At 41.3% G+C, this 25881-nt stretch carries 25 protein-coding genes and 1 tRNA gene; 12 read left to right on the forward strand and 14 right to left on the reverse strand.

Features of this window, described 5'->3' with window-relative positions:
- The first annotated feature begins 83 nt into the window (after nucleotides 1–83).
- Complete coding sequence (locus ACG9ZB_RS01365; RefSeq protein ID WP_114836765.1) at nucleotides 84–1010, forward strand: DUF808 domain-containing protein; 927 nt, start codon at nucleotides 84–86, stop codon at nucleotides 1008–1010.
- A gap of 41 nt (nucleotides 1011–1051) precedes the next feature.
- On the forward strand, nucleotides 1052–1957 hold the full coding sequence (locus ACG9ZB_RS01370) for a neutral zinc metallopeptidase (protein ID WP_004695581.1): 906 nt from the start codon (nucleotides 1052–1054) through the stop codon (nucleotides 1955–1957).
- A 54-nt stretch (nucleotides 1958–2011) separates the two neighbouring features.
- On the opposite strand, the gene ACG9ZB_RS01375 is transcribed toward ACG9ZB_RS01370, so the two are convergent.
- The gene (locus ACG9ZB_RS01375; protein WP_419323592.1) at nucleotides 2012–2569 is read right to left on the reverse strand and encodes a hypothetical protein; all 558 of its coding nucleotides are present in this window, start codon (nucleotides 2567–2569) and stop codon (nucleotides 2012–2014) included.
- 223 nt (nucleotides 2570–2792) lie between these two features.
- Between ACG9ZB_RS01375 and ACG9ZB_RS01380 the strand changes: the two genes are divergently transcribed.
- Nucleotides 2793–4292 carry a cation:proton antiporter gene (locus tag ACG9ZB_RS01380; protein ID WP_419323594.1) on the forward strand — a complete coding sequence of 500 codons (1500 nt, stop codon included), beginning with the start codon at nucleotides 2793–2795 and terminating at the stop codon, nucleotides 4290–4292.
- Between the two features lie 114 nt (nucleotides 4293–4406).
- A complete protein-coding gene (locus ACG9ZB_RS01385) occupies nucleotides 4407–4730 on the forward strand; it encodes an MGMT family protein (protein WP_332476595.1) in 324 nt (107 codons plus the stop codon).
- Between the two features lie 43 nt (nucleotides 4731–4773).
- Here the strand turns inward: ACG9ZB_RS01385 and ACG9ZB_RS01390 are convergent, their stop codons facing one another.
- Nucleotides 4774–5214 carry a universal stress protein gene (locus ACG9ZB_RS01390; protein ID WP_004695589.1) on the reverse strand — a complete coding sequence of 147 codons (441 nt, stop codon included), beginning with the start codon at nucleotides 5212–5214 and terminating at the stop codon, nucleotides 4774–4776.
- Nucleotides 5215–5724: 510 nt separating this feature from the next.
- On the opposite strand from ACG9ZB_RS01390, the gene ACG9ZB_RS01395 reads away from it, so the two are divergent.
- Nucleotides 5725–6528, forward strand: coding sequence for a hypothetical protein (locus ACG9ZB_RS01395; RefSeq protein WP_151836778.1), 804 nt, complete (start codon nucleotides 5725–5727; stop codon nucleotides 6526–6528).
- Between the two features lie 34 nt (nucleotides 6529–6562).
- Here ACG9ZB_RS01395 and ACG9ZB_RS01400 read toward each other — a convergent pair whose 3' ends face one another.
- From ACG9ZB_RS01400 to carA, 4 genes are all read right to left on the reverse strand, one after another.
- Nucleotides 6563–7180 carry a CatB-related O-acetyltransferase gene (locus ACG9ZB_RS01400; RefSeq protein ID WP_419323596.1) on the reverse strand — a complete coding sequence of 206 codons (618 nt, stop codon included), beginning with the start codon at nucleotides 7178–7180 and terminating at the stop codon, nucleotides 6563–6565.
- Between the two features lie 211 nt (nucleotides 7181–7391).
- A complete protein-coding gene (gene greA, locus ACG9ZB_RS01405; RefSeq protein ID WP_419323598.1) occupies nucleotides 7392–7868 on the reverse strand; it encodes a transcription elongation factor GreA in 477 nt (158 codons plus the stop codon).
- 93 nt (nucleotides 7869–7961) lie between these two features.
- Nucleotides 7962–11195, reverse strand: a complete 3234-nt coding sequence (gene carB / locus ACG9ZB_RS01410) for a carbamoyl-phosphate synthase large subunit (RefSeq protein WP_419323600.1) — start codon at nucleotides 11193–11195, stop codon at nucleotides 7962–7964.
- A gap of 14 nt (nucleotides 11196–11209) precedes the next feature.
- Nucleotides 11210–12352: a glutamine-hydrolyzing carbamoyl-phosphate synthase small subunit gene (gene carA, locus ACG9ZB_RS01415; protein WP_419323602.1), complete on the reverse strand. Its 1143-nt coding sequence runs from the start codon at nucleotides 12350–12352 to the stop codon at nucleotides 11210–11212.
- 308 nt (nucleotides 12353–12660) lie between these two features.
- On the opposite strand from carA, the gene ACG9ZB_RS01420 reads away from it, so the two are divergent.
- Nucleotides 12661–13107 (forward strand): hypothetical protein, encoded by a 447-nt coding sequence (locus tag ACG9ZB_RS01420; RefSeq protein WP_419323604.1) that lies wholly within the window; start codon nucleotides 12661–12663, stop codon nucleotides 13105–13107.
- Nucleotides 13108–13193: 86 nt separating this feature from the next.
- Here the strand turns inward: ACG9ZB_RS01420 and ACG9ZB_RS01425 are convergent, their stop codons facing one another.
- The gene (locus tag ACG9ZB_RS01425) at nucleotides 13194–13733 is read right to left on the reverse strand and encodes a DOMON-like domain-containing protein (protein ID WP_419323605.1); all 540 of its coding nucleotides are present in this window, start codon (nucleotides 13731–13733) and stop codon (nucleotides 13194–13196) included.
- A 12-nt stretch (nucleotides 13734–13745) separates the two neighbouring features.
- A complete protein-coding gene (yhbY, locus tag ACG9ZB_RS01430; RefSeq protein ID WP_004695606.1) occupies nucleotides 13746–14069 on the reverse strand; it encodes a ribosome assembly RNA-binding protein YhbY in 324 nt (107 codons plus the stop codon).
- 194 nt (nucleotides 14070–14263) lie between these two features.
- On the opposite strand from yhbY, the gene rlmE reads away from it, so the two are divergent.
- The 4 genes from rlmE to ACG9ZB_RS01450 all read left to right on the forward strand — a co-directional run bounded on the left by rlmE (nucleotide 14264) and on the right by ACG9ZB_RS01450 (nucleotide 18398).
- Nucleotides 14264–14914 carry a 23S rRNA (uridine(2552)-2'-O)-methyltransferase RlmE gene (gene rlmE, locus ACG9ZB_RS01435; protein WP_004695608.1) on the forward strand — a complete coding sequence of 217 codons (651 nt, stop codon included), beginning with the start codon at nucleotides 14264–14266 and terminating at the stop codon, nucleotides 14912–14914.
- A gap of 132 nt (nucleotides 14915–15046) precedes the next feature.
- A complete protein-coding gene (ftsH, locus tag ACG9ZB_RS01440; protein WP_419323607.1) occupies nucleotides 15047–16939 on the forward strand; it encodes an ATP-dependent zinc metalloprotease FtsH in 1893 nt (630 codons plus the stop codon).
- Nucleotides 16940–17074: 135 nt separating this feature from the next.
- Nucleotides 17075–17926 carry a dihydropteroate synthase gene (folP, locus tag ACG9ZB_RS01445; RefSeq protein ID WP_419323609.1) on the forward strand — a complete coding sequence of 284 codons (852 nt, stop codon included), beginning with the start codon at nucleotides 17075–17077 and terminating at the stop codon, nucleotides 17924–17926.
- Between the two features lie 160 nt (nucleotides 17927–18086).
- Nucleotides 18087–18398, forward strand: a complete 312-nt coding sequence (locus ACG9ZB_RS01450; RefSeq protein WP_234963570.1) for a DUF5713 family protein — start codon at nucleotides 18087–18089, stop codon at nucleotides 18396–18398.
- Nucleotides 18399–18453: 55 nt separating this feature from the next.
- On the opposite strand, the gene ACG9ZB_RS01455 is transcribed toward ACG9ZB_RS01450, so the two are convergent.
- Both ACG9ZB_RS01455 and ACG9ZB_RS01460 read right to left on the reverse strand, forming a co-directional pair.
- Nucleotides 18454–18822: a hypothetical protein gene (locus ACG9ZB_RS01455; protein ID WP_419323611.1), complete on the reverse strand. Its 369-nt coding sequence runs from the start codon at nucleotides 18820–18822 to the stop codon at nucleotides 18454–18456.
- Nucleotides 18823–18920: 98 nt separating this feature from the next.
- A tRNA-Leu gene (locus tag ACG9ZB_RS01460) sits at nucleotides 18921–19006 on the reverse strand.
- A 213-nt stretch (nucleotides 19007–19219) separates the two neighbouring features.
- Here ACG9ZB_RS01460 and ACG9ZB_RS01465 point away from each other — a divergent pair.
- On the forward strand, nucleotides 19220–20989 hold the full coding sequence (locus ACG9ZB_RS01465) for an alkaline phosphatase D family protein (RefSeq protein WP_419323613.1): 1770 nt from the start codon (nucleotides 19220–19222) through the stop codon (nucleotides 20987–20989).
- Nucleotides 20990–21029: 40 nt separating this feature from the next.
- Here ACG9ZB_RS01465 and ACG9ZB_RS01470 read toward each other — a convergent pair whose 3' ends face one another.
- The gene (locus tag ACG9ZB_RS01470; RefSeq protein WP_419323614.1) at nucleotides 21030–21758 is read right to left on the reverse strand and encodes a hypothetical protein; all 729 of its coding nucleotides are present in this window, start codon (nucleotides 21756–21758) and stop codon (nucleotides 21030–21032) included.
- A gap of 173 nt (nucleotides 21759–21931) precedes the next feature.
- Here ACG9ZB_RS01470 and ACG9ZB_RS01475 point away from each other — a divergent pair, with 173 nt between their 5' ends.
- A complete protein-coding gene (locus ACG9ZB_RS01475) occupies nucleotides 21932–22444 on the forward strand; it encodes a hypothetical protein (protein ID WP_004695616.1) in 513 nt (170 codons plus the stop codon).
- A gap of 47 nt (nucleotides 22445–22491) precedes the next feature.
- On the opposite strand, the gene ACG9ZB_RS01480 is transcribed toward ACG9ZB_RS01475, so the two are convergent.
- The 3 genes from ACG9ZB_RS01480 to ACG9ZB_RS01490 form a co-directional block, all read right to left on the reverse strand.
- Nucleotides 22492–22776, reverse strand: coding sequence for a hypothetical protein (locus ACG9ZB_RS01480; RefSeq protein WP_419323616.1), 285 nt, complete (start codon nucleotides 22774–22776; stop codon nucleotides 22492–22494).
- Between the two features lie 121 nt (nucleotides 22777–22897).
- Nucleotides 22898–24238, reverse strand: a complete 1341-nt coding sequence (locus ACG9ZB_RS01485; protein ID WP_419323618.1) for a CitMHS family transporter — start codon at nucleotides 24236–24238, stop codon at nucleotides 22898–22900.
- A 237-nt stretch (nucleotides 24239–24475) separates the two neighbouring features.
- Nucleotides 24476–25804, reverse strand: coding sequence for a hemolysin family protein (locus tag ACG9ZB_RS01490; protein ID WP_114393054.1), 1329 nt, complete (start codon nucleotides 25802–25804; stop codon nucleotides 24476–24478).
- Nucleotides 25805–25881: the final 77 nt, after the last annotated feature.

The raw sequence follows: 25881 nt of genomic DNA on the forward strand, positions 1-25881 counted from the left end.
ATCAGTTAAATTTCAAAAAACAAATATTCAAAAGCTTAGATCACAGATTAAAATGTCAGAATTCTCAAGATGGATAAAAATAAATGGCGAGTAGCTTATTAATATTACTAGATGATATTGCCACGATATTAGATGACGTTGCGGTCATGAGTAAAATGGCGGCAAAAAAAACGGCGGGTGTTTTGGGCGATGATTTAGCACTCAATGCTCAACAGGTCAGCGGGGTTCGTACTGACCGTGAGCTGCCTGTGGTTTGGGCTGTGGCAAAAGGCTCTTTTGTTAATAAATTAATTTTAGTCCCTGCGGCGCTGTTGATTAGTGTGGTTGCACCGTGGCTGATCACGCCACTGTTAATGATTGGTGGTTTATTTCTATGCTATGAAGGGGTAGAAAAAGTCCTACATAGTTTGCATCACAAAAAAGCCAAAACCGAAGAAGAAGCCAGCCAAGAATTAACTGCGATTGAAACCGATATGGCGACTTTTGAAAAAGATAAAGTTAAAGGGGCGATTCGTACCGACTTTATTTTGTCGGCAGAAATTGTGGTGATTTCACTGGGGACTGTGGCTGCTGCAACTTTTTCAACCAAAGTCATGGTGTTGTCTGTAATTGCCATTTTAATGACCGTCGGTGTGTATGGTTTTGTGGCGATGATTGTCAAAATTGATGATTTAGGGCTGTATCTAACTCAGCAAGCCTCTTCATTTAAGCAAACTATTGGCCGTGGTTTACTGGCTTTTGCACCAAAGCTGATGAAGACCTTAACTATCGTGGGCACTATCGCGATGTTTTTAGTGGGTGGCGGTATTATTTCCCACGGCGTGCCTTTATTGCATCATTTCACTGAAGGTTCAGTGGATTATGCTGAACATATTCCAACTGTGGGCAGTATCATTGGAGCATTAACCCCAACACTGATTAATTTAGTGATCGGTTTTGTGGCTGGTTTGATTGTATTGGCTATTGTGAGCTTGATTAAAAAAGTTTGGCCGAGCTCAAAAAAGGCATAAACTGGATCGGGTCAGCATGAATTAGAAGAAGGAAGAGTGCTATGCGTTGGAAGGGACGTCGTGTCAGTAGCAATGTCGAGGATCGTCGCGGTGGTGGCGGTGTCAAGGCGGGTGGCATCAGTATTTTAGGGCTGATCGTGGCCTTTGTGGCATGGAAATTTCTAGGAGTCGATCCGCAGCAAGCCTACCAAGCCACTAAACAAGTGACCGCACAAACTGGAGCGGCAGAAACTCAAGGTTTGGATAACCCAACGCCTGATCAGCAGGAAGCGATGGACTTTGTCGGTACGGTACTGGCCGACACTGAAGACACATGGAGTCAAATTTTCCAACAGCAATTGGGACAACAATATGTTCCACCGAAGCTGGTGATGTTTTCAGGAGTGATCAATTCGGGTTGCGGTACTGCTCAGTCTGCAATGGGGCCGTTTTACTGTCCAGCAGATCAGAAGGTGTATATCGACACCGCTTTCTTTAAAGACATGCGGACTCAAATGGGTATTGGCGGTGAGCAAAACCAAACGGAGTTGGCGCGCCAAGATCAAGCGGGTGACTTTGCTCAGGCTTATGTGGTGGCACATGAGGTTGGACATCATATTCAGACCATTTTAGGTATTTCTGAACAAGTACAAAAAGCTCGTGCACAGGGCTCAAAAGCGCAAGGCAATGCTTTATCGGTACGCCAAGAGTTACAGGCTGACTGTTTAGCAGGAGTATGGGCGCATCATAACAATCAACGAACTCAGTTCTTAGAGCAAGGGGATGTTGAAGAGGCGATGGATGCGGCACATAAGATTGGTGATGATTACCTACAAAAGCGGGCAACAGGGCAAGTGGTCCCTGATAGCTTTACCCATGGAACCAGTCAACAGCGTATGACTTGGTTTGGCACTGGCTTTAAGTCGGGTCAAGTTGAAAGTTGTGATACCTTTAACCAAGCCATTTAAGCCATAAAAAAAGAGGCGATTGATCGCCTCTTTTTTTATTTCAAGCAATTCATTCTAGCGGTTTAAGAACTGCTTAAAGTTTCGAGCAATACGGACACTCACATATAACGCAATACAGGCAAATAACAACACCCCAAACACCACATACTTTAAGTTGCTCATATCCGCACGGTAAAACTGTTGAATTTGTTCAGGCGTATAACGCAATGTTTTAACATCTTGTGTGCGTGTATCGAGATAACTGACTTGCTGAATGTAATTAAATTGCCCTGCTTTGAGTAGTTCAATTGACTGAATTTGGCGGGTATGTTGTTCGTTGTAGTCATCTACACAAATGTCGGTTAAATAATGATTACAGCTGAGTTTGGCGATATAACCCTGATTGGCCACATGCAAATAAATATGATCATCGGGTGCTTTATTGTTTGAAAGTAGAACCAGAGTTTGATCGGGACGAGAGTTCATTTTAAAACTTTGAGCTGCGGCAAAAGTTTGCTCGGCTTGTAAAATTTCTTTGGTTTTTGCAAAGCAGGTCAGAAACAACGCAAAGGTGGTTAGGAAAATAATCAGTGCGAAGAACATCCGAAAGATGGTTTTAAAAGTGAATTGCATAGGAGATCAAACTTGGCCAAAGGGAAAGTTCACGCATAAAAAACATGCATATGCCCTATGTTAATTCATCATTCGGAGAAATGTTAAAAAAATTATTTTTTTCGGGCGTTGATGTGAAAAATGATTAAAATATTTCGAGCATCAATGTGTATGAAGTGAATTTTTATTCCATAGATAAGCACTGAAAGCCGCCATCTCCCCAACCGCCCAATTTGGAAGTTCAATGGGAAATTATTTTTTTCTACAAGTTTTTACCGTTATTTTTGCATTATCCATTGCAACGACTATTTTTAATAAACGTATTTTAGGTTTTCCCCAAGCCATTGGCGTACCCATCGTTTCTGCCATTTTTGTCTTTATTTTACAGTGGGGCGCGAGCCTGCTGAGTGGTAATCAGTTTATTACCATCAATATTCACAACATTGAAGAAGCGGTTCGTCACATCGACTTTTATGACTTTTTAATCAATGGTGTGATTTGCTTCATTTTGACCTCTTCGGCACTGAAGTTCAAAGTCTCAGACTTACGTAGTTACTGGAAGCCAATCAGTATTTTAGCCAGTATTGCACTGGTGCTGTGCGCCGTGTTTTTTGGGGTGGTGCTCTACGGTTATCAGTTCATTATTGGACAACATGTCGATTTATTGGTGCTTTTGCTATTGGGGGCTGCATTGGGTGCAACGGATCCGATTGGGATCAAAGGCGTACTTAGTTCGGTACGTGCGCCACATCATTTAATGGTCAAGCTCGAAGGTGAATCACTGTTTAATGATGCCATGTGTATTGCCTTATTCATGACGCTCTTAAATGTCTTACAAGGTGAAAATTTTACTGTCATGGGTGTGTTGCAGACCTTACTCTATGAAATTTTTGTCGCCGTCATTATTGGTTGGGCCTTTGGTTTAGGGATCTTGCGACTGCTGCGTGGTAAGCACGAAATGGAGTCTCTCATTTTGACCACAGCACTCTTGGCCTGCGGTTCGTACTTGGTTGCACTGTTTGCTCATGCTTCAGCACCGATTGCTTGCGTCATCGGTGGTTTAATTGTGGGGAACAAGTGGAAAGAAATTTTACAAGAGCGCGAGATACGGGAAGTAAACCATTTTTGGCATACGGTTGAAGGGATTATTAACTCGTTCTTATTCACCTTAATTGGTTTGGAACTGTTTATTTTAGATCTCAGCTTTAGTCTGATTTTTGGTGGCATCGTCGCTTTTATTATTCTGCATGCTTCACGTTTTGCAGCGAATTATTTATCTTTTGCCTTTTTTCCCTCTTTCCGTAAGAAAAGTTATAACGGAAGTTTGGCGATTTTGTCATGGGGGGGAGTACGGGGAGGGATTTCCTTAGCACTGATCTTAGCGGTAGCTAACGTACCTGAGCTAAGTGAATATAGCAGTATCTTGATTGGTTATACTTTTATCGCTGTGTTGCTTTCAGGTATGGTCTGTGGTCTAGGATTGCCTGCTGTAATGAATGCGTTTTACTACAATCCGAATGAAGAAAAGACAGGTTTTAAAGGCTGGTATCAAAGTCTGTGTAATAAAATGAACCGTAAAGGCTTTAAGTATATTATTGGTGAAGATGCACAGGGTTTTGAGACGATTACTGTCTATCAACCTGAAGCATTGATTGATGTTAAAGCAGATGACGGCATTGCTGCGGTGCATAACCCTGAGCGAGTTCAGGAAGTGAAACGTTTGGAAAGTCCTGATAATTTTTAGCGATTTGGCCAACCCAAAAGCCCCTGTATTGGGGCTTTTTAGAATGAATGAGAGGGTTTATTTGAATCAAATAATGATGTCATTATGGAGTAATTAGAACAGGACACCTTTGAAATGGCAGAATCGATAGTCAAAGAACTGGCACCGATGATTTTTCAGGTGATCGCTCAGATTCCTTATGGGCGGGTAGCCAGTTATGGACAAATTGCACGTTTAGCAGGCATCCCAAAACATTCGCGTTTAGTGGGCTATGTGCTGAAACATATGGATGCAGACAGTAGTTTGCCTTGGTATCGGGTAATCAACTCACAAGGGAAGATTAGCCTAAGTAAACTGAATGATCAGGGACAGAACATTCAAGCACAGTTACTTCTGGCGGAAGGTATTTTAGTGGTTGGGGGAAAAGTAAAAATGAAAGAGTTTCAGTGGAATATTTAAAATAGAAATGCTCTACCTCCGTGGAAGTAGAGCACTCGATGTATTACTGACGCACAACTAAAACAGGAATGTGCGCTTCACCTAAAACACTTTGTGCAACACTGCCTAGGAATAAACGTTTTAAACCTGTACGACCATGAGAGCCAATGACAATTAGGTCTGCTTTAGATGTTTCTGCTTCTTTGATAATTTCACGGTGCACCACCTGACCTTCAAGTAGTTTTGCTTCAACTGGAATGCCCAGATCGCTAAATTTAGCCGCTGCTTCCTCAAGTGTTTTCAAAACTGAAGTACGCGCACGTTCAATTAAGTCATTGGTTTGAGTTGCAGAAATGTATTCGGCAGCAATGTAAGGGTCAAGTGCAAGTACTTGAACGACTGTAATTTTACCGCCAAATGCTTTTGCAAGTTCAGCCGCTTGCGCAACTGCTGCATATGATGTTTCTGAACCGTCTACAGGGACTAAAATGTTTTGGTATGCCATGGTTGTTTCTCCTTATTATCAACTGATTATACGTGCAGATTTCTGTTCTAATGTATCACGGGTTAAATACAGCTTATATCTTGATAATAGCTGTATTTTTTAAAGAATAAAACCTAGTAAATTCATATGGATATTTGCATATGAAATGCTAATTTCTCACTTCTAAATTAGCACAAAAGCGTGTGAATAATAATCAATTTAACACTAAAGTTGAATGTAAATGTAGCGTTTAAGAAACATAGACTTTGCCTAAAAAATAGCTTATATTTATTAATAACTTACTACTTTATAAATACGATGACAGATACGAATCAACTGAATTGGCAACGGACAAATTTAGAGAATGTTGAAATGTTTGTTAAGCTATTTTAAATTTTTCGAATGGTTATATTTAAAGAATAATAAGTAGTTGAATTTTAATGATAATAATAGAAAATACAACAATATATTTTAGTAACTTATTAGATGTTAAGCATTAGGTAGCTAAATATTTACCAACTAAGGCAACTCATGATTTTAGATTTTCTCAGAAAACCACTTACAGTCGTAGATTTTTTAGTCTTATTATTATTGTCACCAGTAATTATTAGTATTGTGATCTTTATTGCCATAATTTTAGAACCTAGTGATATTCCAAGTATAAAAGATCAGCCTTACGAGTGTGGGAGATTTGGTGATCAACAAATGAAGATCGATCGAAATTATCTATTTTTTGCAAGAGTTGAATACCAAGATGTGAACTATTGGGGTAAGAATGTTAGAGAACAGCATAATATCAAAGGATGCGATGATCAGATTCAAAATGCTAGTTTTGACGTCAAATGGCCTGAAATGGAGCCATCAGATGGATTTCAGTTGGATTCAAAAAATGTAAATAACATCACAGTAGCACTCAATCAGCGGACTATATGGCCAGAAGAACAAGAGAGCAAAGGCTTTTTTGATTCAATTGCTAGTTTAAAACTCTACTTAAGAGATATAGCAACACATGAAGAGATGAGCGCAAAAGAGATCAATGAAAAAAAAGTATTTAACCTAAATCTTGGACTCTACCAAATAGATGTTAGAGGAATCGGGCGGGTTTCTCAAAGAGTTTTTTGGCAAGAAGTTGAGGGGAAAGGAGTGGATGCCATTATCAATTGCTATTACTTTCAAAGTGAAAATACAAGTTGTGAATTAAGTTATCATGTACCAAATTATGGATTCAATACGAGCTATATAACGATCTATTTTCATGCAGAATTGCTTCCGCATTGGCAAGAAATACAACAAGATTCTTTTAAAATGATCGATTCTTTCCGGGTGAGGGTATAACAAGAAGAATGAGATGCTATCTCACAACAGATGTTTAATTCAGGTGTTCAATGAGTTGAGTAACATCACTCGTCTGTAACTGCTCACGCATTTTTAAAATCTGCTTTTCATCTAAGTCGTATAATTTAAGGGAAAGCAGTTTTTCTATATCTGCTTCGGGAAAGCGATGCTTAATAATCTTGGCAGGTACACCACCCACAACGGCATAGGGTGGAACATCTTTGGTCACGACAGCGCCTGTTGCCACTACTGCGCCTTCACCTAACTGCACACCTTGCATAATCATGGCACGTGAACCAATCCAGCAGCCATCGCCAATGATGGTATCACCTGAGGGAACAAAACTACGCGTATCAAAGGGAAAGGCCGAAATCCAGTCGGTACGATGCAGTTGGTTACCACCCATCATAATGACGCATTCTGCGCCAAAACAGACAAAGTTGCCGATATACAGCTGATCAATCGGTTTATCTACGGTCGAGGGCTTATCATGCAAATAACGCACAACACAACGTTCAAAACCTTGATCCCAATACGCTGAATAGTAAGAGTAATTCCCTTTAATGTGAATATTTGGATTCTTCACCGTTTTAGAGATGAACTCAAACTCACACCAGTGTTTGACAGGCGAATTAATCATTGGCTCAGACATAAAAAGACAGCGTTGAAGAGTGTGAGAAATTATAACAAATAAAAGTCTTGCTTTGAAAAAGAGGGGAAATGAATACCCTAAATCTATCTCATTCTTAGAGTGAAATTTCCCACGTGCATAAGAAGAGGGCTAGGAAGAGCTATTTGGGAAAATACAAAAACAAAAAACCCCTCAATCGAGGGGTTTCTACAGCCGTAAATATCAAAGAAACTTAAATATATGCAACTTTTACAATTTCGTATTCAACTTCACCCTGAGGGGTTTGAATTTTTGCTTCATCGCCTTCATTTTTACCCAATAAACCGCGTGCAATTGGTGAGTTCACTGAAATTTTATTGATTTTAAAATCAGCTTCGTCATCACCCACGATTTTGTAAGTTTTGCGTTCTTCAGTGTCCAGATTTTCAATAGTCACAGTGACGCCAAAAACTACACGACCGTTTTGCTCCAGTTCTTTAACATCAATCACCTGGCAAGCACCCAATTTACCTTCGATGTCCTGAATGCGGCCTTCGCAGAAACCTTGCTGCTCACGTGCAGCATGGTATTCCGCATTTTCTTTTAAATCCCCGTGCTCACGTGCTTCAGCAATTGCCGCAATAATACGTGGACGTTCAATACTTTTTAATTGATGTAATTCTTTCTCTAAGGCTAATTTGCCTTGGGGAGTCATAGGATAACGTTGCATTGTTGTCCCTCAAGTCTGTGAGTGTAAAAAATATAGGTTTATAAATGAAAAAAGCCCGCCACCGAGAGGTGACGGGACTTCTCGGTAAACGAATTAACCTACAGTTTGTAAATCTTGCAAACGGTATACATCCATTGGCAATTGAATCGCAAAAGCTTGGCATACAGCATCGGCACCGTTCAAGGTCGTAGTGTTATACACTTTCGCTTGAAGTGCTGAACGACGAATCGAGAACGAATCTTGTTGAGCTTGTTTGCCTTCAGTTGTATTGATAATGAGGTGAACTTCGCCATTTTTCAAGCGGTCCACGATATTAGGACGGCCTTCAGTGACTTTATTTACACGTTCACACTCAATACCCGCAGCTTTAATGAACTCATAAGTACCGCCAGTCGCAAGTACTTTGAAGCCAAAGCCTATCAGTTGCTTCGCAATACCAACAGCACGAGGCTTGTCTGAATCACGTACAGAGATAAATGCATGCTTCACTTCGCCTTCTGTAGGAAGACCCGGTACGCGTTCATTAGAGCCTAACACAGCTTTGTAGAATGCTTCACCAAATGTTTTACCTACACCCATTACTTCGCCTGTAGATTTCATCTCAGGGCCAAGAATAGGGTCAACACCCGGGAACTTGTTGAACGGGAACACTGCTTCTTTTACAGAGAAGTGAGTCGGGATGATTTCTTTAGTGAATCCTTGAGATTCTAAAGACTGACCCGCCATACAACGCGCAGCCACTTTCGCTAAAGACTCACCGATACATTTAGAAACGAATGGCACAGTACGAGACGCACGTGGGTTCACTTCTAGGATGTAAACGTCTTCGCCTTTAACTGCGAACTGTACGTTCATCAAACCAACAACGCCAAGCTCTTTTGCCATAGCAACAGTTTGACGGCGCATTTCATCTTGGATTTCAACTGAGAGCGAGTATGGAGGAATCGAACATGCTGAATCACCTGAGTGAATCCCTGCTTGTTCAATGTGCTGCATAATACCGCCAATCACAACGTCTTTACCGTCAGATACACAGTCTACGTCAACTTCGATCGCATCATCTAAGAAATGGTCAAGAAGTACAGGTGCTTCATTTGATGCTTGTACTGCATCACGTAAGTAGCGTTTAAGTTCGTCGTCGTTATATACGATTTCCATCGCACGACCACCGAGTACATAAGAAGGACGTACCACAAGCGGGTAGCCGACTTTCGATGCTTCCGCCATACCTTCTTCAGCAGATTTTACGATGCTGTTATTTGGTTGACGAAGTTGAAGACGTTGAATCATTTGTTGGAAACGTTCACGGTCTTCTGCGCGGTCAATCGCATCTGGTGATGTACCGATAATTGGCGCACCTGCTTCTTCTAAAGCACGAGCCAATTTAAGCGGAGTCTGACCACCGTACTGAACGATAATGCCTTTTGGCTTTTCAGTACGTACGATTTCAAGTACATCTTCCAAAGTGATTGGTTCGAAGTACAAGCGATCTGAAGTGTCGTAATCTGTTGAAACTGTTTCAGGGTTACAGTTCACCATGATTGTCTCAAAACCATCTTCACGCATTGCAAGCGCCGCGTGTACACAGCAGTAATCGAATTCGATACCTTGACCAATACGGTTAGGACCACCACCGATCACCATGATCTTATCTTTATCAGATGGGTTTGATTCACATTCATCATCATAAGTTGAATACATGTATGCAGTGTCAGATTCGAACTCTGCTGCACAGGTATCCACACGTTTGTAAACTGGCGTTACGCCCAAGTTCCAACGGTGCTTACGGAATTGCTTCTGTGAAATACCCATCAAGTTCGCGATGCGAAGGTCAGATAAACCTTTACGTTTGAACGAACGGATGTTGTCTGCGTTTAGATCACCAAAACCTAAAGTTTTTATTTCATTTTCAGTTTTGATGATGTCTTCGATTTGGATCAAGAACCATTTATCGATTTTTGTCGCTTGGAATACGTCTTCTAAGGTGAAACCATGACGGAATGCGTCAGCCACATACCAAATACGCTCTGGACCCGGAACTTTAAGTTCAACCAAGATCTTTTCTTTCGCGCCTTCAGTTCCTACTGCGATTTTTTCATCAAAACCACACGCACCCACTTCAAGACCACGAAGTGCTTTGTTTACAGACTCTTGGAAGTTACGACCAATGGCCATTACTTCACCCACAGATTTCATCTGTGTGGTCAGTGTTGCGTCTGCTTGTGGGAATTTTTCGAAGTTGAAACGTGGAATTTTTGTTACCACGTAGTCAATTGCAGGTTCGAACGAAGCAGGAGTCGTTCCGCCCGTGATGTCATTTTTTAATTCATCAAGGGTATAACCGACAGCCAATTTCGCGGCGATTTTTGCAATCGGGAAACCTGTTGCTTTTGATGCAAGGGCAGATGAGCGCGATACACGCGGGTTCATCTCGATGATCACCATACGGCCAGTATCTGGGCAAATACCGAACTGAACGTTAGAACCACCTGTTTCTACACCAATTTCACGCAGTACTGCTAAAGATGCATTACGCATCAATTGATATTCTTTGTCTGTTAATGTTTGCGCAGGCGCAACAGTGATTGAGTCACCTGTGTGCACGCCCATTGGGTCAAAGTTTTCGATCGCACAAACGATAATACAGTTGTCGTTTTTGTCACGAACAACTTCCATCTCGTATTCTTTCCAACCAATTAAAGATTCATCAATCAATAATTGTTTGGTTGGAGAAAGATCGAAACCGCGTTCACAGATTTCAAGGAATTCTTCTTTGTTATAAGCAATACCGCCGCCCGAACCACCCATCGTGAATGATGGACGGATAATCACTGGGAAGCCGAAGCGCCCTTGAATCTCTAAAGCTTCTTCCATATTTTCAGCAATCGCAGCTTTTGGACATTCAAGACCAATTTTACGCATTGCTTCATCAAACAGTTTACGGTCTTCAGCTTTTTCAATCGCTTCTTTAGTCGCACCAATCAATTCAACATTGTATTTTTCTAAAATACCGTTGGCATCCAGTGCGAGCGCACAGTTCAATGCTGTTTGACCGCCCATTGTAGGAAGGACAGCATCTGGACGCTCTTTTTCAATGATTTGTGCAACAGTCTGCCAAGTGATTGGCTCGATATATGTTGCGTCTGCCATCGCAGGGTCGGTCATAATGGTGGCTGGGTTAGAGTTCACCAAAATAACACGGTAGCCTTCTTCACGAAGAGCTTTACACGCTTGCGCACCTGAGTAGTCAAACTCACATGCCTGTCCGATGACAATCGGACCTGCACCAATAATTAAGATACTTTTAATGTCTGTACGTTTAGCCATGATCGCTTCCTTAATTACTTCTTAGATGCTTCGATAAGTTCGATGAAATGATCGAACAATGGTGCGCAGTCATGCGGACCAGGGCTTGCTTCAGGGTGACCTTGGAAGCTAAACGCTGGTTTGTCTGTACGATGAATCCCTTGAAGAGTTTGATCGAACAAAGACTTGTGCGTAGCTTTCAAGTTTGCAGGAAGTGTTTCTGCATCCACTGCGAAGCCGTGGTTTTGAGAAGTAATCATCACTGTGCCTGTTTCCATGTTTTGAACAGGGTGGTTAGCACCGTGGTGACCATGCGGCATTTTCACTGTTTTTGCACCTGAGGCAAGTGCAAGAATTTGGTGACCCAAGCAAATACCAAAGACGGGTAGGTTGCGAGCGTCCTCTACAATTGTTTTTACAGCTTCAATTGCGTAGTCACATGCAGCTGGATCGCCAGGACCGTTCGATAAGAACACGCCATCTGGATTCAGTGCAAGCACGTCAGCAGCAGGAGTTTGTGCAGGCACAACAGTGAGTTTACAACCGCGGTCTGCAAGCATACGTAAGATGTTGGTTTTGACACCGTAGTCGTATGCAACAACATGGAATTTAAGTTCAGGTTGTGTGAAGCCTTTGCCTAATACCCAAGAACCTTCTGTCCATTCGAAACCAGTTGGGTCACAGCATTCTTTAGCTAGGTCTAAACCATTTAAACCACCAAATGCGCGTGCTTTCGCAATTGCTTCTTCTTCAGTGATATTTTCACCAGCAAGAATACAACCGTTTTGCGCACCTTTATCACGCAAAATACGGGTTAATTTACGCGTATCAATATCTGCAATTGCGACAACATTATGTTCTTTTAAGTATTCGCCTAAAGATTGCGTTGATCGGAAGTTGCTATGCAATAAAGGTAGGTCACGAATAATCAATCCGTTGGCCCATACTTTATGAATTCGACCTGACTCAGCGTCTTCATCATTACAACCTGTGTTACCGATATGAGGGTAAGTTAAAGTCACAAGTTGCTGTGCATAACTCGGGTCAGTCAAAATTTCTTGATAGCCAGTCATGGCAGTGTTGAAAACGACTTCACCAGTCGTACTACCCGATGCACCAATAGACGTTCCTTTAAAGATCGTACCATCGGCAAGGGCTAAAATTGCTGGGGTGCTCAAACCAAAGCTCCTGAAATTTAGGCTGTAAAAAAGCGAGTAGACGAAAAAAAAGGAAGGCTATCTAAAAACCTACCCTCCCTATGTCTGCTCGCTTGAACTTAACATGGCACTATACGCAACTTCACTAACAAAGTCCATGCCAATAAGATGGAATTAACAAGATAAAGTGCTTTTATTTTGTAGCGGAAGCTGTTTCTAAGTTTTGTAAAGAAAAATGTAACAACAAATAATTGTCTAACAAATCAAAATCTAAATTTTATCGAATCACGCTAAGCTGTCGCTGTGTATATAACAACAGGAAAAATATCATGACTGAACAAGACAAAGCGACTAAACCAAAGCCAGCGTTGAAAGAAGTCGTTGCAGAAAGCACTGAAAAGCTAGAGCAAGTGGCGAAAGAAGCGACAGAGCAGGTCACTGAAGCGGTAGTTGAAAGTAAAGAAAAGCTTGAGGCTGAAGCGAAGCAGCTGAATGCCAGTGTGCAAGAGCAACTCCGCCAATTTAAACAAGATCTTTTACTGCGCTTAGAAACCATTAAAGGACAGTTATCGAACTCTCAAAAAGACTTAACTGAACTAAAAGAGTTTGTTAAAACTGAGTTTACGGCCGTTTTAGATGACTTGACCAAACTAGGTAAAGAGTTAAAGTGTGATGTCAGCGAAATTTCAGTGAAACATAAAGATCAGTTGACTGAAACGTTTAAACGTTCAAAAGAACACACCTTAGAAGCGTGGAATAAAGTTTCAAGCAAGTAATCTCGTTGTACGAGGCTCAAGATGAAGTGCATAAAAAAGTGAGGTCATGACCTCACTTTTTTATTGATCTGGTTTCTTTGTCTGGATTAAAACTGATGCAACCAATCACGTTTATTGTGAAAGTCAGCTTGTTGGCCACTATGCTGCATGGCATAGAACTGTTGACCTTGTGAGGTATTCAACACCGCGGATAAACCTAGATATAGGTCAGCCCATTTCAGTTTGTGTTGTAGCATAAACTCAGTCAGATCAATGCTGACATTTAAACCATAATGGGTGCGTTTCAATTGATTGAGTTCAATATCGTAAGCGATCTGTGGCGGCATATCTTCAGGATAACGATATTCCTCAAACTGATATGCCTGCCAAGCTTGCGAAGGGGAGAGATTGATCTCGCGATAATAATCTTCGCCTTTTACCCCGATAAAGACTTCAAAACAGGTGCTTTCCCATAAAAAGTCTTGACGAGGATTTGCATTCACGACTTCGGGCCAGTGCATGTACAAATTGGGATCTCGTAACCAAAAGCCGATATTGAGAACATATGGGCTTTGTTGTTCAATCGCACCAACAAGCGAAATAACTTGAAAGCGACGATCAAATGCACTGAGTTCGTAACTTGCCATAAAAAACTACAATTATTTTGCTGCGTGAGCGAAACGAACTAAATTAGACAGTTTGGCATTTTGTTTCGCCGCTTTTTTGTAAAGCAACGCAATTTTACCAATGGTCTGTACAATTTCTGCACCTGTAGTTGAGGCAATTTCTGCAATGATTGCAGCGCGCTCTTCACGGTCTTCACCCGCGACTTTGACTTTAATCAATTCGTGGTCGTTTAAAGCACGTAAAATTTCTTCAACGACATTTTCAGTCAGACCTGAACCGCCAAGCATTACTACAGGGTTTAAAGCATGACCGATTTGACGCAAACGCTTGCGTTCCTGAATGGATAAAGTCGCCATAAAGATAACCTAATTTTAAAAACGGCTTAGTATAACAAACTGCGAAATTAAACGCTTTATATTCTGTGGAAATAATCGATTTAGATAATAGAAAAAAACAACTAAAACCCAAGATTTGGATACAGATGTATACTGCAAGCCTAGAGAATTTAACGTACAATTAAGTTTAAGAAATTTTAATGTTTTAGAGAGATATGGCAACACGCATTACCAACCAAAAGTTATCCAAAAGTAGCCGTGCGTGGATGAGAGAGCACCTTGATGACCATTTTGTGAAAAAAGCGCAAAAAGAAGGTTATCGAGCACGTGCAGCTTATAAGTTACTTGAAATTCAAGAAAAATATAACATCATTCGTCCTGGCATGACCGTGGTTGACTTGGGTGCTGCACCTGGAAGTTGGTCACAAATTGCAGGAAAGCTGGTCGGTGATCGAGGATTGGTGGTTGCATCTGACATTTTGGAAATGGATGCACTTCCAGATGTGACCTTCTTGCAAGGTGACTTCCGTGAGCAAGAAGTATTCGATAAATTGTTAAATATTTTAGATGGACGTAAAGTAGACGTTGTAATTTCAGATATGGCCCCCAATACTTCAGGTAACAAGGCTGTAGATCAACCTCGCCAGATTTACCTCTGTGAATTGGCCATCGATTTCGCTACGAAAGTGCTCGGTCCAAATGGTCAATTTGTTGTAAAGGTATTCCAAGGTACAGGCTTTGACGAGTTCCGTAAGCAAGTAGTCGACAACTTTGATGTGTTAAAGACAGTAAAACCTGCTGCATCACGTGCCCGATCTAAGGAAGTATTCTTAGTTGGGCAAGGTCGTAAGAAGGCTTTCAAATAAAGTTTACTTGCCAAGTCGTTAAAAATTGTGCATTTTGTACCTTTTTATTATTTTGCGAAGCTGATCTTCAGCAGAAACTTTAAGGTCACCCGATAGGGCATGATCAAATTAGATTGATATGGGAATAAAGCTTTGAGCGATCTCTTCAAGAATGCCATATTGTGGCTAGTGATACTGGGCGTACTGATCCTTATTTTCAGTAATGTCAGTAGCAATGAAAAGCCGACAGCGATGAATTATTCAGAGTTTGTTGCTGCGGTGAATGCTGGTCAAATTAAGCAAGTGACAATTGATGGCGAACGAATTCATGGCCAAAAATCAAACGGTTCAGAGTTTGAAAGTATTCGTCCTGCGGTTCAAGACCCAGAGCTTATGCCTAATCTGATTAAAAATAACGTTGTCGTTGAAGGTACTGCACCTGCACGCCAAGGTTTATTGATGCAACTTTTGATCGCAAGCTTCCCTGTACTTTTAATCATTTTGTTATTCATGTTCTTTATGCGCAACATGGGTGGCGGAGCAGGTGGTAAAAACGGTCCAATGAGTTTTGGTAAGTCCAAAGCAAAAATGTTGGCAGAAGACCAAATTAAAGTGACTTTTACCGACGTCGCTGGCTGTGATGAGGCAAAGCAAGAAGTTGTAGAAATTGTTGATTTCTTAAAAGACCCTTCAAAATTTAAACGTTTAGGTGCAACGATTCCTAAAGGCGTGTTAATGGTGGGTCCACCGGGTACCGGTAAAACTTTACTTGCAAAAGCAATTGCAGGGGAAGCGAAAGTACCATTCTTTAGTATTTCTGGTTCTGACTTTGTTGAAATGTTCGTGGGTGTGGGTGCATCTCGTGTTCGTGACATGTTTGAACAAGCGAAACGTCATGCACCATGTATCATCTTTATTGATGAGATTGATGCTGTGGGTCGTCATCGTGGTTCAGGTACAGGTGGTGGTCACGATGAGCGTGAGCAAACCTTGAACCAAATGTTGGTCGAAATGGATGGTTTTGAAGGTAATGAAGGTATTATCGTCATTGCTGCGACAAACCGTGCCGATGTACTAGATAAAGCTTTACTTCGTCCGGGTCGTTTTGACCGTCAAGTAATGGTTGGCTTACCAGACATTAAAGGTCGCGAGCAAATCTTAAATGTTCACATGAAGAAATTGCCTTCAGTGACTGGTGTCGATGTACAAGTGCTTGCACGTGGTACGCCGGGCTTTTCGGGTGCACAATTGGCGAACCTTGTGAACGAAGCTGCATTATTTGCTGCGCGTCGTAACAAGAACACTGTCGATATGCATGATTTTGAAGATGCAAAAGACAAGTTGTACATGGGCCCTGAACGTAAGTCTATGGTGATTCGTGAAGAAGAGCGTCGTGCAACCGCGTACCATGAAGCTGGCCATGCGATTGTGGCTGAAATTCTACCAGGCACAGACCCTGTGCATAAAGTGACCATTATGCCGCGTGGTTGGGCGTTGGGTGTAACATGGCAGTTGCCTGAACATGACCAAACCAGCCACTATAAAGACAAAATGTTGAATGAACTTTCAATTTTGTTTGGTGGTCGTATTGCTGAAGAAATCTTTATCAACCAAATGTCGACAGGTGCTTCAAACGACTTTGAACGTGCAACTAAAATGGCACGTGCAATGGTGACCAAGTACGGTATGTCTGACAAACTTGGTGTAATGGTTTATGAAGATGATTCTCAGCAATCATTCATGGGCAGCATTGGTAGTCGTACGATTTCTGAAGCAACACAGCAACAAGTAGATGCTGAAGTTCGTCGTATCATCGATGAGCAATACCGTGTTGCACGTGATATCTTGGAAAATAACAAAGATATCGCGCATGCGATGGTAAAAGCTTTGATGGAATGGGAAACGATTGATCGCGAGCAAATTCGTGACATTATGGAAGGTCGTGAGCCACAACCACCAAAAGTGTATGTTGCAGAAAATCCTGTGATTGATGTAACTCCAACGGATGGTCGAAGCACACCACCACCATTACCATCTGCGATTTAATTTTAAAAAGTTAAAATAAAAAACCACCTTCGGGTGGTTTTTTATTGCACAGATTTTTCACTGTCGATGAAGAAAAATAGGCACTTAAAAGTGGGAACGCGTTAAGATAATGTAAGTTAAACTGGAGAATATCACATGCAATTGATGGCTTTGCCGAACAAAATCCTACGTTGTGGTGAGCGATCACTCGATCTGTCGGTACCGCATGTGATGGGTATTTTAAATGTGACGCCAGACTCGTTCAGTGATGGCGGTAAACATAATGGGAAAGCACAAGCGATTGCACATGCTAAGCAAATGATTGCGGATGGGGCGACAGTCATTGATGTTGGTGGTGAATCGACGCGTCCAGGTGCATCTATAGTTGAGGTTGAAGAAGAGATTCGTCGTGTCGTCCCAGTGGTGGAAGCTTTGGCTGAACTTGGTGTGGTCATTTCGATTGATACCTCTCAACCAGAGGTGATTCAGGCATCGGTCGCAGCAGGTGCGCATATCTGGAATGATGTGAGAGCATTAACACGTCCGAATGCCTTAGAAACGGCAGCTAAACTGAATATTCCAGTGATTATCATGCATATGCGTGGTGAACCGACTACCATGAATGGTTTAGATCAATATGATAATGTCACTCTAGATGTCATGACTGAGCTTTCCCAGCGCGTGTCGGATGCACTCAAGGCTGGTGTCAAAGCTGAAAATATCATGATTGATCCGGGTTTTGGCTTTGCTAAAAATGCAAAGCAGAATCTTAAGCTTTTAAAAGAATTCCATCAGCTAAATCAGCTCGGGTATCCTATCTTGTCCGCATTATCACGGAAACGCTTTATCGGAGAGGCTTTAGGTGGGGCCGATGCAGGGCAGCGGGCCGTGGGTTCTGTAGCGGGACATTTGCTGAGTATTCAACAAGGCGCGTGTATGGTGCGCGCCCATGATGTTAAAGCCATGAGTGATGCGATCAAAGTTTGGCAAGCGATGAATATGGCTTAATGCGGCGGCGGAATGCCGAGCTAATGATTTAATTTGAAAATTTGATCTATATCAGATTTTTAGACTTGCAGCATCTTCAGGTGCTGCTTTTTTATTTGGTGATTTGTTTGGTTTATGTTATACAGACTCGTTTTTTAAGTTTCTCATTTTGAGTGCCTGTATGTTTGCAGATTTACTTCTCCCTATGTTTGATGATGAATATTATCCCGATATTCTTGTTGCTGAAGTGAAGCAGCATGTTGAGAGTTTTGCTAAAAAAGTTGTAAAAGCAAAATCTGAGGGTGATATTTATCAATATGCCAATGCCACAGTGGCTGAAATTAATGAAATGAAGCCACATTTTGAAGATCTGGATTCGTCGTTAGATGATTCTGCTGCCGATTTTATTGCTGAAGCGATGATGATGGTGGTACAAGATGCTGGGTTTATGGATATTGAAATGGAAGAATTGGTGGTGAACAGAGAGTGGTGAGTCACTCTCTCATTTCAAGCGCAGTTGTTTTTTGCTTTAGAAGCTGAGATTGATGTTACAGTTCATCTAAAAGATCGGTGAGATGACAACTTTGGTTCAAATATTCATCTCCAATCGCATCGACTGTCATTACGTATTCGCCTTCGAGCATTTCAGCATTTGCACTAAGATTCAGCCAAAATTTTGTATGCTTTTTGATGAGCTCACGAATATGTTGCTCATCTTTAGTGTGATTAAAGCTTAATTTAAAATGAGCATCTATTGATTTACATGCTTGTAAATAAAGTTGGTGGTCTTTTTCAATAATCGTGCCTGCAAACAAGTCATAAAACGTATCGCTATCCATTTGTTGAGAGAATGCTTCTGCATGGCTGACGTTTGAAAAAACTAGGCTCAGGATGATAATGAGGGTGTTCTTTTTCATATTATGATTGTTATGTGATTTGAGGCATAAATTATAGACATAAAAAAACCAGCATATTGCTGGATTTTTTTATTGCACCATCTTAATTAGCTTAAGAATGGTGCCCGAGGCCAGACTCGAACTGGCACGCTTTGTGGGCGGGGGATTTTAAATCCCCTGTGTCTACCGATTTCACCACTCGGGCATGAGCGCAATAATAGAGGAGGAATTAAAAGTTGGCAAGTCTATTTGTGATTATTTGCTTTCTTTTCAATCAATTCAGCGGTTTGTGTTTAAAAAATAGCAAAATTATCTGTGCTGCACTTGTTCAGGCGTCATAAAAATGTCATCAACTTGAGATATAGATGTCATCTTTTTCGCATAAATTTCAAGTCCATATCGTCTTTAGGCAATCCACATGACAAAAAAAATGAACCGCCGAGAACTTATTCAAAAAACTTTGGCAGGATTTGGTGCTTTATCTTTACCTATTTCACTGACCGCTTGTGGTGATGACGCCGATTCAAACACACAGCCCAACACGCAAGTGCAATTTTTGCATGGGGTTGCCAGTGGTGATCCTTTACAAACTCAAGTCATCATTTGGACACGCGTAACACCATCGGATAGCAGTGCGCGTTTAGAAGTGCAGTGGGATGTAGCAAAAGATGCGGGCTTTAAACACATTACAGCAACAGGAAAGGTGCTGACTACAGCTGCACAAGATTTTACTGTGAAAGTGGATGTGACGGGACTTGCTGCGGGGCAAGTTTATTTCTACCGTTTTAAATCGGCGTCGACATATTCGATCACAGGGCAAACCAAAACCTTGGCAGCACAAGTACAGTCGGTACAATTTGCAGTATGCTCATGTTCAAATTATCCAGCGGGCTATTTCCATGTTTATAAAGAAATGGCAAAACAGGATGTGGATGTTGTCATTCATTTGGGAGATTACATCTATGAGTATGGTATGGGAGGCTATGCAACGGAAGAAGCTGTGGCGATGGGGCGCACACTTGCGGATGATAATAAGGCAGAAATTATTCGCTTAGATGATTATCGTAAACGTTATGCTTTATATAGACTAGATCAGGATTTACAGGCCGCGCATCAACGCCATCCTTTTATTGTGATTTGGGATGACCATGAACTAGCAAATGATGCCTGGGAAAAAGGTGCAGAAAATCATCAGTCAGATACTGAAGGTGATTTCCTTGAGCGTAAACTTTCGGCACTGGCGGCCTATTTTGAATGGATGCCAATCCGTCCGCTTTCTGAAAAAGATCATTTGAATATTTATCGCCAGTTTAACTTTGGTAATTTAGTGCAGTTGAATATGTTGGATACGCGTATTCTAGCGCGGAGTAAACAGTTAGATTATGTAGATTATTTAACCGCATCGGGTTTGGATGCTGTGCGCTTTACTACAGATATGCAAGACCCAAATCGAACGTTACTGGGGTTGAATCAACGCGCATGGTTAACACAGCAACTTGCGAGCTCTAAAGCCACATGGCAAGTTTTGGGTCAGCAGGTGTTGATGAGCAAAATGCTTGTTCCAGCCGAGATGTTACAAGTGCTCAGTGCAATCAGTAGCGGCGCGGTGACTCCAGAGGTTTTGGCGCAGGTGAATCAACTCATTAAAGAATTGGTGGAAATAAAACTTCGTTACTTAAATCATGATCCATCTTTAACAGTAGAGCAGTTGTCTCGTATTCAAACTGTGGTTCCTTACAATTTAGATGCATGGGATGGTTATGCGGTTGAAAGGGAGACGTTGTACGGCACACTACAGTATTTAAATAAAAAAGTCGTGGTCTTGGCTGGTGATACCCATAATGCATGGGCATCGGACTTACACGATTTAACAGGGCAATTTGTAGGTGTGGAGTTAGCGACAAGTTCAGTTTCTTCCCCTGGGTTGGAGAAATATTTGTCCATTCCTATGCAACAACTCCAAGAGTTTGAGTCTGCTTTTACAACCTTGATTGATGAGCTGAGTTATTGCAATTTAAATCAGCGCGGTTATTTGAAAGTCCGTTTTACCGCAGAGCAGGTGAAAGCGGATTGGATTTTCGTAGATAGTATTAAGCACAAAGAATATATCGTTGACGAAACGCGCTCGCATCAAGTGATATTAGACTCGACATTATCACCAGTCGGCCCGTTAAAGCAAACGGCCTAAAATGACCTTAGAAAAAACCGAGCATCATTGCTCGGTTTTTTTATAATTTCTCATCGATATAACTGTCGAGATCGATGTGCTTAATCTGCTTACAGTAAGCATGCTCATACTTTAGCAGTTGCACGTATAAATCTGCTTCACGCCGCAGCTGAAGTTTTCGTGCCTGATAATCTTCAGATTGATGGGAGCTAAAGCGTAATTGGAGTCGTGATTTGAGCGTTTGCTTATAGGCCCAAAAGCAGACACGTCTAAGTTGTTGTAACTGATGATGTTCAACCGACTGGCTGTGGTCTCGAAATAAATTTTCTTTATAGAAGCGCACAAAACCAAAGTTTACACCAAAATAAAACAAGATCCACATCAGCAAACTGCTTTCAAGGAACATTAGATTGAGTCCACTTAAAAGAATCACGGCAGCGAGTTTGATGGGCGCATGGCGTTGCAGCTGATACAAGGAGTTTGATGAATGTTTAATTTGCTTAATGACAAAAGGTAAGACCCACATCAGCACCAATAAAATACTGATAATGGCATAACTGTGACTTTGTAGTGGATCGAGATTATCCAAGTGAGTTAAGTAAAAATCTTTCAGAATTATGCTGATTGGAATAAAAATCAACACCGCCAAAACCCACGGAATAACTTCACGTTGGTCATCTAAAATACCGCGTGTTTTGATTTGACTATAAAGCAAGTAATTGCGTTTAAAAGCGGCAGGGTAGCGGGTCTCTAATTGTTGCAGTAACAGTTGAACTTGTTTGGATTGCATCGTCAAAAAAGAGCGTATGATAAAAACAGCCATTACTATAGTAGATTTGGAAGGGGATGGCTCCAAAAAATAAGCAAAACAGAATATTCACAGAGAAAAGCACAACAATTTCGCTTTTTCACTCTGAATTATGCGAAAATGTCGGATTCAATTTTTTTGTCTAAGGGCAGTTCATGACTGATCATTCTCCTGAATCTTTAAGTGATATCGAAATTTTAGACATCTTGCAGTCTATGAAAGACGATGAGCTTGATACAGAGGCAAAAGAAGAGATTCGTAAAGGTGGTAAAGCAGGTCGTCAAGAAGCACATAAACTGGCGATTGTGGCTTTGAACCAATCTTTTGAAAGTAAGTTTGTTGAAGCTGTAGCTTTGGCGTTGGGTCTGAATGAAGGTCAAGCCAAAAAAATTCGCTATAAGAAAGACCGCATCCGTATTTTAAAAGTACGTGGGATTGATTACATGGCGATTGATGGTGCGGAAACAGCACAAGTTTTGTCGCAAGTAGCACAAGCTATTGTACGTGAAGATGCGACTGTGACCCATGATTTGCACAACATCTTCCCATTTTGGAAAGAAGGCTGGCCAATGGTTCAGTTTGACAGCGCATATAAAATTTTATCTGAAGATATTACCATTCACTATCAAGCGACTTTAGATAAATTGCTTGAATTGTATGGTCGTTAAGATCGCAGTCTCAAAAGCACCTTCGGGTGCTTTTTTATGGCTTCTATTTAACTATGAAAAATCCAAGACAGTAATAAGCTGATGGGCCAAATAAACAGTCGCCACCATGTAATCAGTGGATTCCAGAAATACTGTCCAAAAGACAGAGTCTCTTTAAAGCTTCGTTGCTCACGTTCATAAGCATAAGGTGTAATCCGCCATGCCAAAATCAGCAAAACAATTGCACTTACGATCAGCAGCGTGTGGCTGTATTGGGCGAAATAATAGTAAATCAGATAGAGCGCAGAATAAAAGAAAGTACACGCCAACACAGCGGGCAATGAAAAAGACATAAGCTTGACTCTATTGTATTTTTATATTAAGGCATTATAAATGAAAATACCCGATGTGATACATCGGGTATTTATCGGTTGTTGAGCTTAAGGTTCGTGATAACTCAGCATGAGTATTTGATTAACCCAGTGTTGAGTAAAGTGGGAAAATACCAAAGATCATTGCTGTAACCAGCATGACTAAACAAGTAATCACCGCCCACTTGATGGTAAATTCTTGGTGTTCACCAAAGTTAATTCCTGCCAACCCACAGAGTAAGTAAGTCGATGGAACCAATGGGGACAGTAAGTGTACAGGTTGACCAACAATCGATGCACGAGCCATTTCTACAGGGGTAATACCATAGTGTCCAGCAGCTTCAGAGAGTACAGGCAGTACACCAAAATAGAAGGCATCATTCGACATAAAGAAGGTCAGTGGCATACTAATCACAGCCGTGATTGGTGCTAAATATGGCCCCATACTTTCTGGAATAATGGCAACCAACTCTTGAGACATGGCTTCAACCATACCTGTACCCGACAAAATACCAGTAAAAATACCTGCCGCGAAGATAATCCCGACTACAGCTAGGGCACTGGCAGAGTGGTTACCAACCAAACGCTTTTGCATGTCTAAATCTGGATAGTTCACCACCAAGGCAATACACAGCGCCACCATGAACAGAATGGCCGCAGGTAAAACACCCATTACTAAGCAGACCATCAAGACCAAAGTCAGTATTGCATTAAACCATCTTAAGTGGGCACGGTTAGCTTCTGGTTCTTGCGAAATCTGAATACTGTCACCATGGCTAATATCTAACTCCACAATACCAATGCGCTTACGCTCCATACGGCCATACATAAAGCCGAGGAAGTATAACCAGCCAATTGCAACGAGCATTGGTAAAATCATCGGAACAAAGACATCGTTTGGATCGACATGCAATGCAGTTGCAGCACGTGCTGTTGGTCCACCCCATGGCGTTAGGTTCATGATGCCGCTCGCAAGCATCATCAGACAAGCCATAATTAAAGGGCTCATACCAATACGCTTATACAACGGTAGCATTGCGGCAACACAGATCATGTAAGTCGTTGAACCGTCACCATCTAAAGAAACAATTAAAGTCAGCGTAATGGTGCCGAGGGTCACTTTTAAAGGATCGCCTTTAACCTGCTTTAAAATCCACTTCACTGAGGGGTCGAATAAACCCGTGTCGATCATAATTGCAAAATAAAGGATTGCGAAAAGGAGCATCACGCCCGTAGGAGCGAGCTTTTTAATGCCTTCCATCATCATATTGCCAAGTTCAGCAATATCAAATCCAGCAAGGTTGTCAACAAAGAAACTTAAAACATAAGTAAGTAATGCAAAAATGATAGGGATTAAAGTTAAAGCAACAAGAGCGCTCAGTCGTTTGGACATGATTAAGTACATGAAGCACATAATCATGCCTAAACCTAAAATGGTCAGCATGGATCAATCCTTTGAACGTGTTAAGTCTGTTTATTCATCAAGTGACAGCGATAGTATGCAATTCAGCATGATTTTTAAATGCTCTTAAACATATGTGATTTTTCATTCTATTTTTCTAATAAATAATATATATCTATAAAGTATGGTTAAGATACTTATTTTGTATAACTCCATATGGTTAAATTTGAAGCCAAAAAAAACCTTGCAGTTGCAAGGTTTTAATTCAAGGCGATGTTTCTATTCCTCGACTGTTTGGGTTGCAGGCTGTAGTGTTTCTTCAAGTAAGCGCGTCACTAAAAGTTGGTCAATCTTAAAATGATCGACATCAACCACTTCAAATTTAAAGCCTGCGTATTCTACGGTATCGGCAGGGCGTGGAATTTTGCGTAGACGGTACATCATAAAACCAGCCAAGGTTTCATAATTTTCTTCATCTGGCATTTCATCAATGGCCAGTGCATGCTTCATGTCTTCAATCGGCGTGCTGCCATCAATCAGCCATGAATTATTATCACGTTTAATGATCTGTTGTTCGGCTTCAATTGGAGTAACCCAGTCGCCCATGACCGTAATCATAATGTCTGACAGGGTGATGACGCCCACGACCAAAGCATATTCATTAATCACAACAGCAAACTTTTCTTTGGTGGAGCGGAAACGGTCTAATAACTCAGACAAGGTTAATGTGTCTGGAATGGTGAGAACATTACGAATAGTGCTTTCATTGAGTTGTAGTAAAGATTGATTATTCAGAATACGGACCAGAATGTCTTTGGCATCCACATAGCCAATTACATCATCAATATTTTCACTACAAACTAAAAACTTAGAATAAGGATATTCAGCCAATTTTTGACGAATGCTGGCTTCGGATTCATTTAAAGTAAAATACACCACGTTTTCACGCGTGGTCATACTTGAAGGAACGTTCCGCTCTTCAAGTTCAAATACGTTTTCAATGAAATGGTGCTCTTGCTTTTGCAGCACCCCAGCTTGCGCACCCGCATCCATCACTGCAGAAATATCATCAAAGGTAATGTTGTCATCACGGGTGGTATTCACTTTAAATAGGCGGAATAACAAGTTGGCAAGAGCATTAATAATCCAAGCCAAAGGTTTGCATACCTTAATAAACACCTGAATGGGGTTAATCACCGCAATAGAGATTTTCTCTGGGGCAATCATGGCCAAACGTTTTGGCATGAGGTCAGCAAACAAAATAAATAGAGAGGTGACTAAAGTGAAAGATAGAGCAAAGCTAATGGTTTCAGACCAAGGGCCAGTATAAAAACGAGAAACAAAACTCATGAAGTAAGGACGAAAAGCCCCTTCACCTAAAATACCGCCCAAGATTGCGACTGCGTTTAAGCCAATTTGTGAAGCGGCAAAGAAGTCAGCAGAATTTTCTTGTAAATTCAAAACTTTCTGTGCGCGATCCTCACCCGACTCAGCCAAGATTTTCAGCTTGACCTTACGTGCTCCCGCCAGTGCAATTTCTGTCAGAGACAAGAAACCCGCCCCAGCAATCAGGACTAGAATGATAACTATGTTTTGAAAAAGGCTCACCGAATCCACCTGTGATTCATCGTTATTATGAATATTTTTAACACAAAAAAATAAAGACAGTAATTAGTTACTGTCTT

The organism is Acinetobacter johnsonii (assembly GCF_048551975.1).
Classification (GTDB): domain Bacteria; phylum Pseudomonadota; class Gammaproteobacteria; order Pseudomonadales; family Moraxellaceae; genus Acinetobacter; species Acinetobacter johnsonii_A.

Excerpts from the sequence above, each read along its gene's own strand:
- ACG9ZB_RS01385 (WP_332476595.1), top strand. The coding sequence starts at position 4,407 with ATGGCAGAATCGATAGTCAAAGAACTGGCACCGATGATTTTTCAGGTG.
- greA (WP_419323598.1), bottom strand. The coding sequence starts at position 7,868 with ATGCAACGTTATCCTATGACTCCCCAAGGCAAATTAGCCTTAGAGAAA.
- carB (WP_419323600.1), bottom strand. The coding sequence starts at position 11,195 with ATGGCTAAACGTACAGACATTAAAAGTATCTTAATTATTGGTGCAGGT.
- ACG9ZB_RS01470 (WP_419323614.1), bottom strand. The coding sequence starts at position 21,758 with ATGCAATCCAAACAAGTTCAACTGTTACTGCAACAATTAGAGACCCGC.
- rlmE (WP_004695608.1), top strand. The coding sequence starts at position 14,264 with ATGGCAACACGCATTACCAACCAAAAGTTATCCAAAAGTAGCCGTGCG.
- ACG9ZB_RS01390 (WP_004695589.1), bottom strand. The coding sequence starts at position 5,214 with ATGGCATACCAAAACATTTTAGTCCCTGTAGACGGTTCAGAAACATCA.
- ACG9ZB_RS01465 (WP_419323613.1), top strand. The coding sequence starts at position 19,220 with ATGACAAAAAAAATGAACCGCCGAGAACTTATTCAAAAAACTTTGGCA.
- ACG9ZB_RS01380 (WP_419323594.1), top strand. The coding sequence starts at position 2,793 with ATGGGAAATTATTTTTTTCTACAAGTTTTTACCGTTATTTTTGCATTA.
- ACG9ZB_RS01365 (WP_114836765.1), top strand. The coding sequence starts at position 84 with ATGGCGAGTAGCTTATTAATATTACTAGATGATATTGCCACGATATTA.
- ACG9ZB_RS01450 (WP_234963570.1), top strand. The coding sequence starts at position 18,087 with ATGTTTGCAGATTTACTTCTCCCTATGTTTGATGATGAATATTATCCC.
- ACG9ZB_RS01400 (WP_419323596.1), bottom strand. The coding sequence starts at position 7,180 with ATGTCTGAGCCAATGATTAATTCGCCTGTCAAACACTGGTGTGAGTTT.
- yhbY (WP_004695606.1), bottom strand. The coding sequence starts at position 14,069 with ATGGCGACTTTATCCATTCAGGAACGCAAGCGTTTGCGTCAAATCGGT.
- ACG9ZB_RS01480 (WP_419323616.1), bottom strand. The coding sequence starts at position 22,776 with ATGTCTTTTTCATTGCCCGCTGTGTTGGCGTGTACTTTCTTTTATTCT.
- ACG9ZB_RS01485 (WP_419323618.1), bottom strand. The coding sequence starts at position 24,238 with ATGCTGACCATTTTAGGTTTAGGCATGATTATGTGCTTCATGTACTTA.
- ACG9ZB_RS01375 (WP_419323592.1), bottom strand. The coding sequence starts at position 2,569 with ATGCAATTCACTTTTAAAACCATCTTTCGGATGTTCTTCGCACTGATT.
- folP (WP_419323609.1), top strand. The coding sequence starts at position 17,075 with ATGCAATTGATGGCTTTGCCGAACAAAATCCTACGTTGTGGTGAGCGA.
- ACG9ZB_RS01420 (WP_419323604.1), top strand. The coding sequence starts at position 12,661 with ATGACTGAACAAGACAAAGCGACTAAACCAAAGCCAGCGTTGAAAGAA.
- ACG9ZB_RS01370 (WP_004695581.1), top strand. The coding sequence starts at position 1,052 with ATGCGTTGGAAGGGACGTCGTGTCAGTAGCAATGTCGAGGATCGTCGC.
- ACG9ZB_RS01395 (WP_151836778.1), top strand. The coding sequence starts at position 5,725 with ATGATTTTAGATTTTCTCAGAAAACCACTTACAGTCGTAGATTTTTTA.
- ACG9ZB_RS01475 (WP_004695616.1), top strand. The coding sequence starts at position 21,932 with ATGACTGATCATTCTCCTGAATCTTTAAGTGATATCGAAATTTTAGAC.
- ACG9ZB_RS01455 (WP_419323611.1), bottom strand. The coding sequence starts at position 18,822 with ATGAAAAAGAACACCCTCATTATCATCCTGAGCCTAGTTTTTTCAAAC.
- ACG9ZB_RS01425 (WP_419323605.1), bottom strand. The coding sequence starts at position 13,733 with ATGGCAAGTTACGAACTCAGTGCATTTGATCGTCGCTTTCAAGTTATT.